This window comes from Nocardioides sp. JCM 18998 (assembly GCF_055391535.1).
In genome coordinates this window covers 1,085,482-1,101,459 of sequence record NZ_AP043886.1, presented here as the reverse complement: position 1 = coordinate 1,101,459, position 15,978 = coordinate 1,085,482, and the positions used below count along the sequence as shown (strand labels likewise).

Sequence of the window (15,978 nt, the reverse complement as noted above, 5' to 3'; positions counted from 1 at the left end):
CCTAGGATCGTCGAGTTCGCACCTGGAACCGTCGAGTTTGCAGAGGCGGTCAGAAGCGGCGGATCGTGTAGCCCGCGGCGAGCTCGCACCGCAGCTCCCCGATCCAGCGAAGGAGGGCATCGCCGGTGAAGTCCCCGTTCCGGACGACGATGACGGTCCAGTTGTGCTCGCGGAGCCACCGCCGCCGGGCGGCGTCGCTCTCCCGCTGCTCGGTCGTCATGTCGTGGAACTCGACCCCGTCGTACTCCACGCAGATGCGGGCGTGCGGATAGGCGAAGTCGAGACGGTACGTGGGTACGCCGTCGATGTCGATCCAGTGCTGCGGCACGGGCAGCGGCAGGCCGTGGTCGTGGATCTCCAGCCACAACCACGACTCGCGCTGCGACTCGATGAGCGGCTCGAGCAGCGAGATCAGGTCGCGGAGCTGTCGGACGCCGCGTCGTCCACGGAATCGTCGCAGCTCGGCGCCCATCTGCTCGGCCGTCACGCCATGGCTGCGCGCGAACGCATTGACGGCCGCCATCGCCTCACGTCGCCGCAGGTTGCAGGCCAGATCGAGAGCGGTGCGCAGCGGTGTCGTCACGGTGACGCCGTACAGCTCCATCGCGTCCTCCGCAGAGAGGTCGCGGGTGCGCCCGTCCGTCTGCTTGAGGCGTGTCGGCGTGTGGCCGCGCAACGCGCACGCCTCAACGCTCGGCGGGCCGGCCCACTCTGCCAGGGAGAACGTGTCGATGCCGTGCAGCCATGCGGCCGTACGGTCGCAGATCACGTGGTGCTCGCTGACGATCAACGCGAGGGCGGCGGCTCGCACCTCATGTGAATCGGGGAGCGCGGCATGGACGTAGACGCCGCGCCAGGGCGAGCGGAGGCTGCCATCGGCGAGAGCGGCCCGCAGCGCTGACCGCGGAATCGCCAGGTCGGGCAGCTCGCCGTGGGAGAACGGTCGCGCTGGGAATGCCGGAGCGGGGGATGTGTCGATGCTCATCCGTCGAGACTCGCCGTACCGGCGACGCCTCCGCTGCCGGCGGCCGCGCCCCTGTGGAAACCCGGCCCCCGTCCTCGGGCTGTGGGCGAGAAGTGGCCGGAAATGACGACCGCCGAGCTGCACCAGGTGCAAACTCGGCGGTCCTCCGTGCAAAGTCGGGCTACTTGCTGGGCTTGAGCGCCTTCGGGATCTCCTTGCCCTGCGCGATCGCGCGCTCGGGCGCCTTGACCTTCTTGACGCTCTTCACGCCGATGAACGCCAGCAGGGCGGCGAGCAGGACGTAGACGGCGAAGACGATGAGGAACGCCCAGTGCAGGGCGAGGCCCTTGCCGTTCCAGTTGATGAAGTAGGCGAGCGCCACCGAGAACATGATCACGGCCAGCACCAGGATGAACGCCGCCGCCGCGAAGAGACCGACGCCCACGCCGCCCGCGGTGAGGCTCACCTTGAGCTCGGACTTCGCCAGCTCGATCTCCTTGGAGATCAGGGTGGAGATGTCGCGGCTGGCGTCGGCGACCAGCTTGCCGATGGTGGGCTCGTCTGCCTTCACGGGTTCGGTGGCCATGCGGATCCTTCGTGCTCGGTCGTGTCCGGTGTGCGCTCTTCTGCTTGCTCTGCTGACCATATACGGCGGTAGACGCGGTTGCGGGCCCGCAGCAGCACGGTCGCGATCCCCGCAGCGGCCAGGGACCCCAGCAGTACCCCGACCTTGGTGTGCTCACCGTGCGGCGAGCGGCCGAAGGCGAGCTCGCCGATCAGCAGCGAGACCGTGAAGCCGATGCCCCCCAGCATCGCCATCCCGACCACGTCGATCCAGGCCAGCTCGTCGTCGAGCTGGGCGGCGGTGAACCGCGCCAGCAGATAGGTCGCCAGGGTGATGCCCACGCACTTGCCCACCACCAGGCCGAAGACCACGCCGAGGGTCACCGGGTCCTCGAACGCCTCCTTGATCCCCGTCCAGCCGCCGATGGTCACGCCGGCGGCGAAGAAGGCGAAGATCGGCACGGCGACGCCTGCGCTGATCGGCCGGATGAGGTGCTCGAGATGCTCGGCCAGACCCTTGCCGGGCGCCTGGTCGCGACGCTTGACCGGCACCGTGAACGCCAGCACCACCCCGGCGACGGTGGCGTGGATGCCGCTGGCATGCACACAGACCCAAGCGGCCACCGCGAGCGGGATCAACAGGTAGGCGCTCCAGATCCGCCGCTGCACCAGGAATCCGAAGACCGCGATCGGCACCACCGCGAGAGCGAGCCAGGCGAGGTGCAGCGAGGAGGTGTAGAAGATCGCGATCACCATGATCGCCAGCAGGTCGTCGACCACCGCGAGGGTGAGCAGGAAGGTCCGCAGCCCGCTGGGCAGATGGGTCGAGATGGTGGCCAGCACGGCAACCGCGAAGGCGATGTCGGTGGCGGTCGGGATCGCCCAGCCGCTCGGCTCTCCGCTGCTGGCGGTGAGGTTGATCGCGGCATAGATCAGCGCCGGCGCCACCATGCCGCCCACCGCGGCGGCCACCGGGAGCGCCGCTCGCCGCGGATCGCGCAGGTCGCCGGCGACGAACTCGCGCTTGAGCTCCAGGCCCGCGACGAAGAAGAAGATCGCGAGCAGGCCGTCGGCCGCCCAGTCCGACAAGGTCAGGTGGAGGTGGCCCCAGTGAGGCCCGAACGCGAAGTCGTGCAGGTCCGCGTACGACCCCTTCCACGGGCTGTTCGCCCAGACCAGCGCGACCGCGGCGGCCGCGATCAGCAGCAGGCCACCCGTGGACTCGGCGCGCAGGATCTCGGCGGTCCGCGACGTCTCGAGCCAGCTGCCTCGGGCGAACAGGTTGCGGGGGCTGCTCAATGGATCTCTCCTCGGGGCACGTCGAACACGACGCCGACCAGACTTCCCGGCACACCTGGCGTCGATCCTAACGGCAGGCACTCGCGCCGTCGGGCGACGACAACGGGGAGTGTTGTGCGCACCCGATGTGCACAACACTCCCCGTTGGTCGGAAGGGAGCCCTACTCGTCGGTGGAGGCGGCCTTGCCGGCGGCGATCAGCTCCATGATCGAGGCGTCGGCCAGGGTGGTGGTGTCGCCGACGCCGCGGCCCTCGGCGAGGTCGCGCAGCAGGCGCCGCATGATCTTGCCGGAGCGGGTCTTGGGCAGCTCCGGCACGACCATGATCCGCTTGGGCTTGGCGATCGGGCCGATCTCCTTGCGGACGTGGTCGGAGAGCTCCTTCTCGCACTCGCCCGGGGCGCCGTCGCGCAGGATGACGTACGCGACCACGGCCTGGCCGGTGTCCGGGTCGGTGGCGCCCACGACCGCCGCCTCGGCGACGTAGGGGTGCGACACCAGCGCCGACTCGATCTCGGTGGTCGAGAGGCGGTGGCCCGACACGTTCATCACGTCGTCGACCCGGCCGAGGACCCAGATGTCGCCGTCCTCGTCCTTCTTCGCGCCGTCGCCGGCGAAGTAGTAGCCCTTGTCGCGGAACCGCGCCCAGTAGGTGTCGACGTAGCGCTGGTCGTCGCCCCAGATCGTGCGCAGCATCGAGGGCCACGGCGAGGTCACCACGAGGTAGCCGCCCGAGCCGTTCGGGACCGAGTTGCCGTCGTCGTCGACCACGTCGACCTCGATGCCCGGGATCGCGCCCATCGCCGATCCCGGCTTGGCCGAGGTCACGCCCGGCAGCGGCGTCATCATGGTTGCGCCGGTCTCGGTCTGCCACCACGTGTCGACGACGGGGGCACCGCCGCCGATGACGGTCTTGTACCAGACGTAGGCCTCCGGGTTGATCGGCTCACCGACCGAGCCGAGCACCCGCAGCGAGGACAGGTCCGAGGCCGACGGGATCGCGTCCCCCTGCTTCATGAAGGAGCGGATCGCGGTCGGCGCGGTGTAGAACAGCGAGACCTTGTACTCCTCGATGATCTTCCACCAGCGGCCGCGCTCGGGAGCGTCGGGCGTGCCCTCGTAGAGGACCTGGGTGGCGCCGTTCGCGAGCGGCCCGTACGCGATGTACGAGTGCCCGGTCACCCAGCCGATGTCGGCCGTGCACCAATACACGTCAGCCGGTCCGTCGCCGTCAGATTCGGTCTTCAGGTCGAACTGCGCCCAGTGCGTGTACGCCGCCTGGGTCAGGTAGCCGCCGGTGGTGTGCTTGATCCCCTTCGGCTTGCCGGTCGTGCCGGAGGTGTACATGACGTAGAGCGGCTGCTCGGCGTCGAACGCCTCGGGCGTGTGCTCGGTCGACGCGGTCGCCACGGTCTCGTGCCACCACCGGTCGACGCCCTCGTTCCAGTCGACCTCCTGGCCGGTGCGCCGCACCACCAGGACGTTCTCGACCTGGGCCGGGTTCGGCAGCTTGCCGACCGCCTCGTCCACCATCGGCTTGAGCGCCGAGGGGGTGCCGCGGCGATAGCCGCCGTCGGCGGTGACGATCAGCTTGGCGCCGCAGTCCTCGACGCGGGCGGCCAGCGCCTCGGCCGAGAAGCCCCCGAAGACGACGGTGTGGATCGCGCCGATCCGGGCCGCGGCCAGCATCGCGACGATCGCCTCCGGGATCATCGGCATGTAGATCGCGACGCAGTCGCCGGTGCCGACGCCCATCGCCAGGTACGCGTTGGCGGCCTGGGAGACCTCGCGCTGCAGGTCGGCGTAGGTCAGTGACCGCTTGTCGTCGATCGGCTCGCCCACCCAGTGGATCGCGACCCGGTCGCCGTTGCCGGCCTCGACGTGGCGGTCCACGCAGTTGTACGCGGCGTTGAGCTTCCCGCCGGTGAACCACCGGTAGAACGGCGCTTCGTCGTCGTCGAGGATCCGTGTCCACGGCTGCGCCCAGGTCAGGCGCTCGGCGGCCTTGGCCCAGAACGCCAGGCGGTCGGCGGCGGCCTCTGCGTACGCGTCGGCCTTCACGTTCGCCGTGGCGGCGAGCTCGGCCGGCGGGTCGAATCGGCGGTTCTCGTGGAGCAGGTTGGAGATGGTTTCGTCACTCACGTGTGATCACTTCCCGGGTGCGAGTCGATGAACGTGGCCCACGCCACACTAGGGCAGAGCGAATAGCGCTACTTCCGGGTGGTCGCGGCAACGCCGGTGAACGACGCGAACCAGGCCGCCACCGCTGTCGCCAGGCCGAACCAGCCGCCGACCTTGGTCAGCCCGTCGGTGGTGGTCAGGTCGGCCAGCGCCAGGAACCCGAACGTGATGGTCAGCAGCGCGAAGACGGCGATCAGCTTGATGTTGGTGCCGAGCGAGGCGACCAGCATGTAGGCGGTGAAGATGAACCACGCCAGCAGGAACAGGCCGATGCCGTGGGCGAGGTCGTCGGCGTTGGTGACGCCGCTCAGGTCGGTGTGGCCGGTGAGGTACCAGAACGAGATCCAGAAGGCGCCGTACGAGGTGAACGCGGTCGCGCCGAAGGTGTTGCCCTTCTTGAACTCCCACATCCCCGCCAGGATCTGCGCGGCGCCGCCGTACGCGAGCGCCAGGCCGAAGACGACCGGCTCGGCCTTGAAGATGCCGGTGTTGGTGAAGCTCAGCACGAACGTGGTCAGCGCGAACGCGGCGAGCCCGAGCGGGCCCGGGTCGGCGATGCCGGCGCCGCTGCTCTGCGCGGGCGTGGCATCGGACGTGTTGATGGCGGACATGGGTCTCCTCCAGGCGAGAGCTGTGCGAACGAGTCCACGCTAGGGAGGCCGCCGGTCACTGTGGCAGGGGTCACAGACAGGTCGTCGCCCGACGCGACCGGGGCTGCGATGTGCGCCGGGTCACACGCGACGAGCGGTCCCTCCGGCGCGACGAGCGGCACCGTACGGGGGCGTTCCGGAGTCGGTCAGTCGGCCCCGCGCGGGCGGAACCCGCCGCGGTCGACCGCCACCGCCTCCGGGGTATGGAGGCGCACCATCGTCCGCGCGACGTGGGCCGGCCGGGCGGTGGCGAGCGAGACGCCGACCATCGTGGCGAAGGCGAGCGGGACGGTCACCAGGGCGGGCTGGGAGAGGATCGCTCCTCCCAGCCCGGGATAGCTGTGGCCGGTGAGGCCGACCGCCACGGCGGCGGTCGCGAGCCCACCGCCGAGTGCCATCCCGGCGATCGCGCCCGGCGCGGTGAGGCGTGGCCACCAGATCCCGAGCAGCAGCATCGGGGCGAACGTCGAGGCGGCGACGGCGAAGGCGAGCTCGACGGTGTGGGCCACGGCGAGCCCGGTCGAGAGCAGGGTCAGGGCGAGGGTGGCCAGCGCCCCGATCGCCGCCGAGATGCGGAACGCCGCGACCCCGCCGACACGACGTCCGATCAGGTCCTGCCCGATCACTCCCGCGATGGAGAGCACCAGGCCCGACGAGGTCGACAGGAACGCCCCGAACGCCCCGGCGGCCAGCACCGCGGTGAGGAGGTCGGCGGTGGTGCCGCCGACGACGTGGGCCGGCAGGTCCAGCACGGCGGTGTCGGTGGCGTCCGCGGCCGACAGGTTGGTGAGGAAGCGGCGTCCGAGCACGCCGTACACCGGCGGCAGCAGGTAGAAGGCGCTGAGCAGGGCGAGGACGGAGACGGTCGTACGGCGTGCGGCGAAGCCGTCCCGGTTGGTGTAGAAGCGCACCGCAACATGCGGCAACCCCATGGTGCCGAGGAACGTCGCCAGGATCAGCGAGTACGTCAGGTAGAGGCTGTGCTGGCCGTGCATCGGCTCGAGCCAGTCGGTCCGGTGCAGCCGCTCGGTGGCGCCGGCCGCACCGCCGTGACGATGGACGAGGAGGAAGGCGAGCGGGATCAGCAGCGCCGCCAGCTTGAGCCAGTACTGCATCGCCTGGACGAGGGTGATGCTGCGCATGCCGCCCGCCACCACGCTGAACAGCACCACCGCGGCGACCGACGTGGAGCCGACCCACGGCGGTGCGCCGGTGAGGGTGTGCACGGTCAGGCCGGCGCCCTGGAACTGCGGGATGAGGTAGAGGACGGCGATCAGCACGCCCAGGGTGCTGGCCAGCCGTCGGGCGCGCTGCGACTCGAGGCGGAACTCGGCGAAGTCGGGCAGCGTGTACGCGCGGCTGCGGCGCAGGGGAGCGGCCACGAAGAGCAGCAGGAGCAGGTAGCCGGCGGTCCAGCCGACCGGATACCAGAGCATGTCGACGCCGCGTGCCGCGATGAGTCCGGCGACGCCCAGGAAGGAGGCCGCGGACAGGTACTCGCCGCTGATCGCTGCCGCGTTGGTGGCCGGGCCGACCGTCCGGGAGGCGACGTAGAAGTCGCTCGTCGTCCGGGCCAGTCGCAGCCCGAACGCACCCACGCCGAGCGTGAGAGCGCAGACCAGCAGCGCGGCGATCGCGGCGATCGCGTCCGCGCTCATCGAGGACCGACCAGGTCCTGGAACGCCCGCTCGTTGCGCTCCGCCCGGCGGACGTAGACCCAGCCGAGCACGAGGATCACCGGGTAGCAGCCCGCCCCGAGGATCAGCCAGGCGAGCGGCACGCCGAGGACGCGCCCGTGCTGGAGCCACGGCACCAGCACGAAGAGCAGCGGCAGCGCTCCGACGGTGACCAGCAGGATGAGGGCGATGCCGAGCGCGAGCCGCAGCTGGCTGCGGACCAGGGAGCGCATGTAGATCTCGCCGACCGCGCTCTGGGCGTCGATCTCGCGCGAGACGGTGGTCCGGCGTCGGCGGCCGGCGACTGGCGCGCTCACCCGCACCCGCGCCGGAGGGGTCCGCTCGCTCACGGGTCGCCGCGCCGGGTCCGGCGCAGCTGCTCGCGCAGCGCGGGGGTGTGGCGGCGGCTGACCTGCAGCTCGCGCCCGCCGACCACCACGGCGACCCGGCCCTCCTCCTCGCGGATCTCCTCCACGTGCGGCAGCGCGACCAGCAGGGAGCGGTGGATCCGGATGAAGCCGGTGTCGCCCCACCGCTCCTCGAGGCTGGAGATCGTCAGACGTACGAGATGGGAGCCCGTCGCGGTGTGGAGCCGGCTGTAGTCGCCCTGCGCCTCGACGTAGCTCACGCTGGAGCGGGCGACCAGCCGGGTGACGCCGCCGAGCTCGACGGCGATCGCGTCGTCCTGCGCCGGCCCCGCGGCGCCGGGCGCGGGGGAGGTCGCCTCGACGATCCGGCGCACGGCCTCGCGCAGCCGCTCCTCGCGCACCGGCTTGAGCAGGTAGTCCACCGCGTCGAGGTCGAACGCGTCGACGGCGTGCTCGGCGTGGGCGGTGACGAACACGATCCTGGGCGGCACCCGGAAGCGGGCGAGCACCGCGGCCAGGTCGAGGCCGGAGAGTCCGGGCATCGCGATGTCGAGGAAGACGGCACCGATCTCACGCTCGCGCAGGACCTGCAACGCCTCGGTCCCGGAGTCGGCGCACGTCACCGACCCGATCCGGTCGTCGCGGCCCAGCAGGTACGAGAGCTCGTCGCGGACCGGCTGCTCGTCGTCGACGACCAGCACGCTGAGGGGGCTCGGGGAGGGGGTCACGGGCGGACTCCTGGGGCGTACTTGGGAACGCGGACCGTCACCTTCGTACCGGCTCCGGGCGCGGTCTCGACGACCAGGCCGTAGTCGTCACCGAAGGTCGAGCGGAGCCGCTCGTCGACGTTGAAGAGGCCGACCGAGTCGATCGAGGCGTCTCCGGCCAGGATCCGACGGATCCGCTCGGGGTCCTCGCCGACGCCGTCGTCCTCGATGGTGATGACGGCCTCGCGGTCGAGGTCGCGGGCGTGGATCACGACGGTGCCGCCCTCCGGGCGCCCGGAGAGCCCGTGCCGGACGGCGTTCTCGACCAGCGGCTGCAGGCTCAACACCGGGATCGTCACGGGCAGCACCTCGGGGGCGATGCGCAGCGTCACCCCCAGCCGGTCCCCGAAGCGGGCCTGCTCCAGCACCAGGTAGCGCTCGATCGACTGGAGCTCCTCGGCCAGCGTCGTGTAGTCGCCGAGGCGGCGGAACGAGTAGCGGGTGAAGTCGGCGAAGTCGAGCAGCAGGTCTCGGGCCCGGTCGGGGTCGGTGCGGACGAACGAGGCGATCGCGCTGAGGCTGTTGTAGACGAAGTGCGGGCTGATCTGGGCGCGCAGCGCGCGTACCTCCGCCTCCATCAGCCGCGAGCGCGACGCGTCGAGCTCGCCGAGCTCGAGCTGACCGCTCACCCACTGGGCGAGCTCGGTGGTGGCGCGCACCAGGATCGCCGAGGTGTGCCCGGTGAAGACCTGGAGCGTGCCGACCACCCGGTCCTCGACGGTCAGCGGGGAGACCACCGCCTGGCGGATCGCGCAGGCCGGGACGCCGCAGGAGAAGTCGCGGTGGTCGTGCACCGTCGTCGATCCGTCGGCGACGCCCGCCCGTGCCAGCTGGGCGGCGTGCTGCTCGTGCCGGGTCGCCCCGCCGTCCCAGGCCAGCAGGGCCTCGGTGTCGGTCAGTGCGACAGCGGGCGCGGCGACCAGGTCGCGCAGGTGCCTGACCGACGCCGCGGCCGACGTCAGGGTCAGCCCCTCGCGCAACGCGCTGGTCATCAGCGAGGCGGTGTGCAGCGTGCGGAACGTCGCGCGATCAGCCTCGGTGCCGAGGTGGACCGAGCGCCGCCACCACCGTGTCATGGCGGTCAGGCTAGCCCTGTCGATCGCGGCGGTGCGCCGACCACGGCGTCGCGCTGCGGCTCGGCACCCGGTTCGCCGACATCGACCGTGTCGAGCGCGAGGTCGTGCTGGCCGGCGCCGCGCCGGTGTCGCATCTTGTAACAGAGACGTCGCTCAACCCGAACAGTTCGTTCCTAGATTCCTCACCATGAACACGCGGAAGACACTCGTCGTCGGGCACGGCATCGTCGGCCACCGCTTCGTGAAGGCCGCCATCGAGCGCGGTCTGACCGAGACCCACGACATCGTCGTCGGCGAGGAGCTGGCCTACGGCGAGCTGGTCCTCGCCGCCGGCGCGGCGCGCCTCGTGCCGCCGGTGCCGGGCGTGGAGAAGCAGAACGACTTCGTCTACCGCACCATCGAGGACCTGGAGGCGATCGCCGCAGCGGCCCGCACCGCGACGAGTGGTGCGCGGGGATGACCAAGGACACCACCTCGCTCGTCCCGGTCTGCCCGGTCGAGGAGATCACCCGCGAGAGCGGCGTCACCGCCCTGGTGCACGGCAAGGCGGTCGCGATCTTCCGCACCCACGCCGGCGACGTCTACGCACTGTCCAACTACGATCCCTTCTCACATGCATCGGTGCTCGCCCGGGGCATCGTCGGCACCCGCACCATCGCGGGGGAGCCGGTCGACTTCGTCGCCAGCCCGATGCACAAACAGGCGTTCGACCTGCGCACCGGCCGCTGCCTCGACGACGAGGCGGTCTCGGTGGCGACGTACGACGTCGCGGTCACCGATGGGATGGTCCTCGTCGGGGGACCGAAGACGGGCCCATGAGCTGGGGCCCCTGACCTGGGGCCCCTGACCTGGGGCCCATGAGCTGGGCAACGAGGAGGGCGGACGGGTGAGCGAGGATCGGGCTCTCGCCGGCTTCCACATCGGCGTGACAGCGGCCCGCAAGGCCGAGGAGCAGGTGACGCTGCTGGAGCGCCGCGGCGCTACGGTGACGTGGGCGCCGGCGCTGTCGGCCGACCCCAACCGGGTCGACGAGGACGCCCTGCGGGAGGCGACCGAGCGGGTGCTCGCCGAGCCGATCGACCTCTTCCTGGCCACCACCGGCATCGGGATGAAGGCGTGGTTCGACGCCGCGGAGGACTGGGGCCTGCTCGATCGCCTGATCGCCGCGATCGGCGACGCCGAGATCCTGGCGCGCGGCCCGAAGTCGGTCGGCGCGCTGCGGGCGCGCGGCCTGCGCGAGCTGTGGACGCCGGAGTCCGAGGAGTTCGACGACGTCCTGCGCCACCTGCGTGGCCGCGACCTCACCGGCAAGCGGATCGTGGTCCAGGAGCACGGTCAGTCGCTCTCGATGGTGGCGCACGCGCTGCGCCGCCAGGGGGCCGATGTCGAGGCGGTCACCGTCTACCGGCTCGCCGCTGCGCTGGACCCGACGCCGATCTTCGGGCTGGTCGACCAGGTGGCCGCCGGCGAGCTGGACGCCATCACCTTCACCTCGGCCCCCGCGATCGCGGGGTTCATGGACGCGGCCGGGTCCACGGGCAGGCGCGACGACGTGATCGCCGCGCTGCAGGCCGACGTGATCGCCTGCTGTGTCGGCCCGGTCACCGCCGCCGCGTTCGAGATGTGGGGCGTGCCGACGATCTTCCCGGAGCGATCGCGGACCGGGGCGATGGTGAAGTTCCTCGAGGTCGAGCTGCCCTCGCGTCGCGCGGGCCTCTCGCTGGACCTCGCAGGCGGGCACAGCCTGCTGCTGCACGGCTCCGACGTGCTGCTCGACGGCATCGAGGTCCGGCTCTCCCCGGCGCCCGCGGCGGTGCTGCAGGCACTGGTCGCGCAGCCCGGCAACGTGGTCTCACGCCAGGCCCTGCTGGCGATGCTCCCCAGCGGGACGGCCGGCTCGGAGCACGCGGTGGAGATGGCGGTCGCACGGCTGCGAGCCGCGCTCGGGACCCGAGTGGTGCAGACGGTGGTGAAGCGTGGCTACCGGATCGCCCTCGCGGACTGATCCCCGTCTGGTGGTGGTCGCCCACGGCACCCGCAACCCGGTCGGCAACCGCGTCGCCGCCGCGATCGCCCGGCTCGCGGGGCAACGCTGCGGGACCGTGGCGGAGGTGTCCTACGTCGAGCTGTGCGAGCCGCTGCTCGGCACGGTCCTCGACCTGCCCGACGAGCGGCCCGCTGTCGTCGTGCCGCTGCTGCTCAGCACCGGCTACCACGTCCGCGTCGACCTGCCCCAGGCCGTCGCCGGCGCGTTCGGCCCGACCACGCTGACCGTGCCGCTCGGCCCGGACCCGCTCCTCGCGCTCGCGCAGGCCGACCGACTCGCGGCGGCGGGCGCCCGGCCCGGTCAGCCCGTCACGATGGTCGCCGCCGGATCGCGTGACCCGGCCGCGATGCCCGACCTGCAGCGCGCCGCCGACCTGCTCTCGGGCGCCTGGGGAGGCCCGGTCCGGCTCGCCACCCTCGGCGGCCTCGGATCGCGACCGGCCGACGTCGTCCGGCCCGGCGACGCGGTCTCGCCGTACCTCCTCGCGGACGGCTTCTTCGCCACCCGCTGTGCCGACGAGGGCCGTGCCGCCGGCGCGGAGCTCGTGGCCGACGTGATCGGCGTGCACGAGCGCGTCATCGACCTCGTCGCGGCCCGGTTCGCGCAGGCGACGTCGCCGTCCGGGCGCGCGCTGCCGGGCCGCTGGGCGCACGCCGTCTGATCCCGCCCCGCGGAAGGCCGTGCCCCCGGGTTTGGTGACGACAGCCCCTGAAAGTAAAATCCTGAGCGATTCAAGATTTGCGGCTGGGCAGGAAAGACCGTGGGGGCGGGCAGGAACGTGGGCGAGACGGCGACGACGGTGCTGTTGGTGGATGACCACGACCTCGTACGAGAGGGCCTGACATCGCTGTTCGCCCTCGAGGACGACCTGGACGTGGTGGGGCAGGCGGGGACGGTCGAGGAGGCTCTCCGGCGGTTCCACGAGCTCCGTCCCGACGTGGTGACCGTCGACCTGCAGCTGCCGGACGGCACCGGCCTCGAGGTGGTCCGGGCGATCCGGCAGGTGTGCGAGCGGACGGGCATCGTCGTCCTGACGATGCACGATGGCGACGAGCAGATGCTCGGCGCGATGAACGCGGGAGCGTCCGGCTTCGTCAGCAAGGCCGCGCCCGCGCGCGACGTGATCCAGGTGAGCAGGCACGCCGCGCTGGAGCCGCTCGCCTTCACCTGCGCCAACCTCGACGTCGCGAGCGGGCGGCTGCGGGACTACCCGGCCGGGCGGCTCTCCGAGCGCGAGCACGGCGTGCTCATCCTGCTCGCGGACGGTCTCAGTGCCGCCGAGATCGCCGCGCGCCTCGAGCTCTCGCTCTCGTCGGTCAAGTCGTGCATCGCCCGGATCTACGCCAAGCTCGGCGCGGGCACCCGGAGCCAGGCCCTGGTGATCGCGATGCGGCGCGGGATGATCTCGATCGTGGGCGAGCGGCCGACGGAGCCCGCAGGCTCCTGACCCGAGCGCCGAACCGACCGGTCAGCGGAAGTCGATCAGGATCAGGTCGTCGCCGCCGGGGTCGGTCGGCGGCTTCGGGCCGACGCCGTCGACGACCACACGCGGCAGCCGCATCGCGGTGTCGGTCATCGCGTTGGGGGCCGCCTCGCCGAGCACGATCGGCGAGGCGGATGTGCCGGGTGTGTGCGGGGCCGGCTCGGGAGCACGGCGGGCGTGCTCGAGGACGACCGTACGGAAGACCCGGCAGGTGTAGGGAAGCTGCATGCCGTCCATGCCCCGGCCGTAGTCGTCGTAGAGGGCGAGCACGTCGCGGCGCTTCGCCTCGCGCTCCTCCTCGGGCAGGGTCGAGACGTGCGAGTTCGACAGGACGAGGTCCTGGATCGTCTCGCGGTTGACCACCTGCCAGAAGCGGAATTCGTGCTCCTCGACCGCGCTGTAGGCGGCGGAGTCGTCGATCACCTGGGTCGGGTCGACGTCGCCGCGCTGGCTGGCGATCTGGGCCGAGAGCTTGCGCACCCACGGGATCCGGTTGTCGCGCTCGTTCCACAGCACGACCAGCCGGCCCTCGGGCTTGAGCACCCGGCTGATCTCGACCAGCGCCCGCGCCTGGTCGAACCAGTGGAAGGCCTGGCCCACGACCACGGCGTCGTACGTCCGGTCGCCGACGGGGATCTGTTCGGCGGAGCCGACGGTGGCCCGGGCGTCGGGGAGCTTCGCGGAGAGCATGTCGAGCATCTGCTCGTCGGGTTCGGTCGCGAAGACATCGTGGCCGAGCCCGAGCAGGACCTCGGTGAGCTTGCCGGTGCCGGCGCCCAGCTCGAGGACCTTGAGGGGCGCCGCGCCTGGCACCGACGACCCGAGCGCCCACTCGATCGCCTCGCGCGGATAGGTCGGCCGACCTCGGTCGTACGAGGCGGCGACGGTTCCGAAGGAGCGGGCGGGATCGGTCATCCGGCCCAGCCTATCGCCGCGTAGGGTCTGCGGTTGTGACTGACGAACCACTGGCCTGGCTCGTGTCGCTCGAGGGCGTCAACTCCGCCTTCGCGGCCGCCCGCGACGGCATCGACGCGATGCTCCGCGACCGGGGTCTGCGCCGCACCGCCCCCGACACCACCGGCGAGTCGCTGCTGCGCGGCGCGCACGCCTCGGCGGTGCTCGAAGGCTCCTCCTCGACGCTCGCCGAGGTGCGGGAAGGTACGGGCGACGCGATCGCCGTGGACTCGGTACGGGTCTCGGTCGAGCTGCTCTCGCTGGTCCCGGTGCTCAAGCGCTCGCCGCTGCAGGCGTTCGCCCGGCTGCACGCCCTCGCCGCCTCCGCGACGCTGCCGTCCGAGGAGCTCGGCCGCCCGCGCGGCCCACAAGAGGTCGCCCGCCTGCGGGGCCTGGGCGACCTGCTCGCCGCCGACCGGTCGACGCCCGCCCTCATCCTCGCTTCGATCGTGCACGCCGATCTCGCCACCGTGGCGCCGTTCGCCTCGCACAACGGGATCGTGGCCCGGGCCGCCGAGCGGCTGGTGATGGTGGCGCGCGGTGTCGACCCCACCTCGCTCGTCGTTCCGGAGGCCGGTCATCTGGCGCTGCGCGCCGAGTACGAGTCGAACCTGCGCGGCTACGCCTCCGGGTCGCCGTCGGGCATGCACGCCTGGCTGCTCTACGCCGCCGAGGCGTTCACCGCCGGAGCCGAGGCCTCGCCGCTGCGGCGCGAGGCGCTCTGAGGGCGTCGTAGCCGGTGCCGTACATGCCGGTGCCGGACATGCTGGTGGCACCCGATCAATCGTGTTGATCGAGTGCCACCGCGAACACGCGAACCGGGGCTACCAAGCGTGCATCGTCAACTGCTGCCGCGGGACTGGTTCCCGCCCTGGCAAGCGCCCTCACGGAGGGTAGGTCGCCGCGTGGGTACTCCGGTCGCGTGTGGGATTGAGTTGTCCTGAACCCTGTCTACGCCCCATTGCGACGGGCTTCAAGGGTTGACTTCCCCAGGACCCGGTGATCGCGCTGGGCGCCCCCGGAACCTCAGCCGGCGCGTCGTCGGGCGCGGGCCCCTGCCCACAGCACGCCACCGATCGCGACCACGCCGCCGACGGCGATCGCGGCGAGCGTGGGACCGGAGGCGGGCAGCTGGGTGCGCAGCGCGACCGGCTTGGTGAAGACCAGCACCGGCCAGCCGTGCTCCCGCGCGGCCCGGCGCAGCTCCTTGTCGGGATTCACCGCGAACGGGTTGCCGACCGCTGCCAGCATCGGCAGGTCGGTGATGGAGTCGGAGTACGCGTAGGAGCGCGACAGGTCGTACCCGCGACCGGCCGCGAGCTCGTGGATCGCCTCGGCCTTGCCCTCCGCGTAGGCGTAGAAGCCGATCTTGCCGGTGTAACGGCCGTCGGCCTCCTCCATCCGGGTGGCGATGACGTGGTCGGCGCCGAGCATCGCGCCGATCGGCTCGACCACCTCGGAGCCGCTGGCGCTGACGATGACGACGTCGCGTCCCTCGGCGTGGTGCTGCTCGATCAGCTGGACGGCCTCGTCGTACACGAGCGGGTCGACGACGTTGTGCAGCGTGTCGGCGACGATCTCGCGCACCGTGTTGACGTCCCAGCCGGTCACCAGCTCGGAGAGCATCTGCCGCATCTTCTCCATCTGGTCGTGGTCGGCGCCGCCGAGCACGTAGACGAACTGCGTGTAGACGCTGCGCAGCAGGGCCTTGCGGGTGATCAGGCCGCCGGCTTGGAAGGGCTTGCTGAAGGCGAGCGTGCTCGACTTGGCGATGATCGTCTTGTCGAGATCGAAGAATGCGGCTTCGCGCATCATTGCCGCTCCCTTCGGGGTCATGACCTCATCGTAAGTGCACCATCGTCCCGTTTCCGTCCACATTGAGGCGTCTGACGGCGTGATCCACAGGCAGACGCCTCACGGGTTCGCCCGGCGATCGGCCGGGCACGCTCC

General features: G+C 71.5%; 17 protein-coding genes. 6 read left to right on the top strand and 11 right to left on the bottom strand.

Annotated features, from left to right (window positions below):
- Nucleotides 1–49: 49 nt before the first annotated feature.
- From ACZ5L9_RS05235 to ACZ5L9_RS05195, 9 genes are all read right to left on the bottom strand, one after another.
- Entirely contained in the window at nucleotides 50–985 is a 936-nt protein-coding gene (locus ACZ5L9_RS05235) for a DUF559 domain-containing protein (protein ID WP_464534587.1), read from the bottom strand.
- 160 nt (nucleotides 986–1,145) lie between these two features.
- Nucleotides 1,146–1,550 (bottom strand): phage holin family protein, encoded by a 405-nt coding sequence (locus tag ACZ5L9_RS05230; protein ID WP_464534583.1) that lies wholly within the window; start codon nucleotides 1,548–1,550, stop codon nucleotides 1,146–1,148.
- A complete protein-coding gene (gene nhaA / locus ACZ5L9_RS05225; RefSeq protein WP_464534579.1) occupies nucleotides 1,532–2,827 on the bottom strand; it encodes a Na+/H+ antiporter NhaA in 1,296 nt (431 codons plus the stop codon). Before nhaA ends, ACZ5L9_RS05230 begins: the two co-directional genes overlap by 19 nt.
- A gap of 161 nt (nucleotides 2,828–2,988) precedes the next feature.
- Nucleotides 2,989–4,968: an acetate--CoA ligase gene (acs, locus tag ACZ5L9_RS05220; protein WP_464534576.1), complete on the bottom strand. Its 1,980-nt coding sequence runs from the start codon at nucleotides 4,966–4,968 to the stop codon at nucleotides 2,989–2,991.
- Between the two features lie 68 nt (nucleotides 4,969–5,036).
- Nucleotides 5,037–5,618, bottom strand: a complete 582-nt coding sequence (locus tag ACZ5L9_RS05215) for an acetate uptake transporter (protein ID WP_464534572.1) — start codon at nucleotides 5,616–5,618, stop codon at nucleotides 5,037–5,039.
- A gap of 185 nt (nucleotides 5,619–5,803) precedes the next feature.
- On the bottom strand, nucleotides 5,804–7,315 hold the full coding sequence (locus ACZ5L9_RS05210) for a sodium/solute symporter (RefSeq protein ID WP_464534567.1): 1,512 nt from the start codon (nucleotides 7,313–7,315) through the stop codon (nucleotides 5,804–5,806).
- Nucleotides 7,312–7,650, bottom strand: a complete 339-nt coding sequence (locus tag ACZ5L9_RS05205) for a hypothetical protein (RefSeq protein ID WP_464534564.1) — start codon at nucleotides 7,648–7,650, stop codon at nucleotides 7,312–7,314. Before ACZ5L9_RS05205 ends, ACZ5L9_RS05210 begins: the two co-directional genes overlap by 4 nt.
- A 29-nt stretch (nucleotides 7,651–7,679) precedes the next feature.
- Complete coding sequence (locus tag ACZ5L9_RS05200) at nucleotides 7,680–8,429, bottom strand: LytR/AlgR family response regulator transcription factor (RefSeq protein WP_464534560.1); 750 nt, start codon at nucleotides 8,427–8,429, stop codon at nucleotides 7,680–7,682.
- Nucleotides 8,426–9,544, bottom strand: coding sequence for a sensor histidine kinase (locus tag ACZ5L9_RS05195; protein WP_464534556.1), 1,119 nt, complete (start codon nucleotides 9,542–9,544; stop codon nucleotides 8,426–8,428). The genes ACZ5L9_RS05200 and ACZ5L9_RS05195 overlap by 4 nt, the downstream gene beginning before the upstream one ends.
- 187 nt (nucleotides 9,545–9,731) lie before the next feature.
- On the opposite strand from ACZ5L9_RS05195, the gene ACZ5L9_RS05190 reads away from it, so the two are divergent.
- The 5 genes from ACZ5L9_RS05190 to ACZ5L9_RS05170 all read left to right on the top strand — a co-directional run bounded on the left by ACZ5L9_RS05190 (nucleotide 9,732) and on the right by ACZ5L9_RS05170 (nucleotide 13,038).
- Nucleotides 9,732–10,004 (top strand): FAD-dependent oxidoreductase, encoded by a 273-nt coding sequence (locus ACZ5L9_RS05190; protein ID WP_464534551.1) that lies wholly within the window; start codon nucleotides 9,732–9,734, stop codon nucleotides 10,002–10,004.
- A complete protein-coding gene (nirD, locus tag ACZ5L9_RS05185) occupies nucleotides 10,001–10,363 on the top strand; it encodes a nitrite reductase small subunit NirD (RefSeq protein WP_464534547.1) in 363 nt (120 codons plus the stop codon). Before ACZ5L9_RS05190 ends, nirD begins: the two co-directional genes overlap by 4 nt.
- A 67-nt stretch (nucleotides 10,364–10,430) precedes the next feature.
- Nucleotides 10,431–11,549 carry a uroporphyrinogen-III synthase gene (locus ACZ5L9_RS05180; protein ID WP_464534543.1) on the top strand — a complete coding sequence of 373 codons (1,119 nt, stop codon included), beginning with the start codon at nucleotides 10,431–10,433 and terminating at the stop codon, nucleotides 11,547–11,549.
- A 10-nt stretch (nucleotides 11,550–11,559) separates the two neighbouring features.
- Nucleotides 11,560–12,252: a sirohydrochlorin chelatase gene (locus tag ACZ5L9_RS05175; protein WP_464534541.1), complete on the top strand. Its 693-nt coding sequence runs from the start codon at nucleotides 11,560–11,562 to the stop codon at nucleotides 12,250–12,252.
- 99 nt (nucleotides 12,253–12,351) lie between these two features.
- On the top strand, nucleotides 12,352–13,038 hold the full coding sequence (locus tag ACZ5L9_RS05170) for a response regulator (protein WP_464534538.1): 687 nt from the start codon (nucleotides 12,352–12,354) through the stop codon (nucleotides 13,036–13,038).
- A gap of 21 nt (nucleotides 13,039–13,059) precedes the next feature.
- On the opposite strand, the gene ACZ5L9_RS05165 is transcribed toward ACZ5L9_RS05170, so the two are convergent.
- Nucleotides 13,060–13,989 (bottom strand): class I SAM-dependent methyltransferase, encoded by a 930-nt coding sequence (locus ACZ5L9_RS05165; RefSeq protein ID WP_464534535.1) that lies wholly within the window; start codon nucleotides 13,987–13,989, stop codon nucleotides 13,060–13,062.
- A 35-nt stretch (nucleotides 13,990–14,024) separates the two neighbouring features.
- Between ACZ5L9_RS05165 and ACZ5L9_RS05160 the strand changes: the two genes are divergently transcribed.
- Complete coding sequence (locus tag ACZ5L9_RS05160) at nucleotides 14,025–14,753, top strand: Fic family protein (protein WP_464534530.1); 729 nt, start codon at nucleotides 14,025–14,027, stop codon at nucleotides 14,751–14,753.
- Between the two features lie 301 nt (nucleotides 14,754–15,054).
- On the opposite strand, the gene ACZ5L9_RS05155 is transcribed toward ACZ5L9_RS05160, so the two are convergent.
- On the bottom strand, nucleotides 15,055–15,864 hold the full coding sequence (locus ACZ5L9_RS05155; RefSeq protein ID WP_464534526.1) for an HAD family hydrolase: 810 nt from the start codon (nucleotides 15,862–15,864) through the stop codon (nucleotides 15,055–15,057).
- Nucleotides 15,865–15,978 lie beyond the last annotated feature (114 nt).

What these genes read in the sequence shown, in the direction of transcription:
- ACZ5L9_RS05235 (WP_464534587.1), bottom strand. Translation starts at nt 985, where the DNA reads ATGAGCATCGACACATCCCCCGCTCCGGCATTCCCAGCGCGACCGTTC.
- ACZ5L9_RS05230 (WP_464534583.1), bottom strand. Translation starts at nt 1,550, where the DNA reads ATGGCCACCGAACCCGTGAAGGCAGACGAGCCCACCATCGGCAAGCTG.
- ACZ5L9_RS05215 (WP_464534572.1), bottom strand. Translation starts at nt 5,618, where the DNA reads ATGTCCGCCATCAACACGTCCGATGCCACGCCCGCGCAGAGCAGCGGC.
- ACZ5L9_RS05210 (WP_464534567.1), bottom strand. Translation starts at nt 7,315, where the DNA reads ATGAGCGCGGACGCGATCGCCGCGATCGCCGCGCTGCTGGTCTGCGCT.
- ACZ5L9_RS05195 (WP_464534556.1), bottom strand. Translation starts at nt 9,544, where the DNA reads ATGACACGGTGGTGGCGGCGCTCGGTCCACCTCGGCACCGAGGCTGAT.
- ACZ5L9_RS05190 (WP_464534551.1), top strand. Translation starts at nt 9,732, where the DNA reads ATGAACACGCGGAAGACACTCGTCGTCGGGCACGGCATCGTCGGCCAC.
- nirD (WP_464534547.1), top strand. Translation starts at nt 10,001, where the DNA reads ATGACCAAGGACACCACCTCGCTCGTCCCGGTCTGCCCGGTCGAGGAG.
- ACZ5L9_RS05165 (WP_464534535.1), bottom strand. Translation starts at nt 13,989, where the DNA reads ATGACCGATCCCGCCCGCTCCTTCGGAACCGTCGCCGCCTCGTACGAC.
- ACZ5L9_RS05155 (WP_464534526.1), bottom strand. Translation starts at nt 15,864, where the DNA reads ATGACCCCGAAGGGAGCGGCAATGATGCGCGAAGCCGCATTCTTCGAT.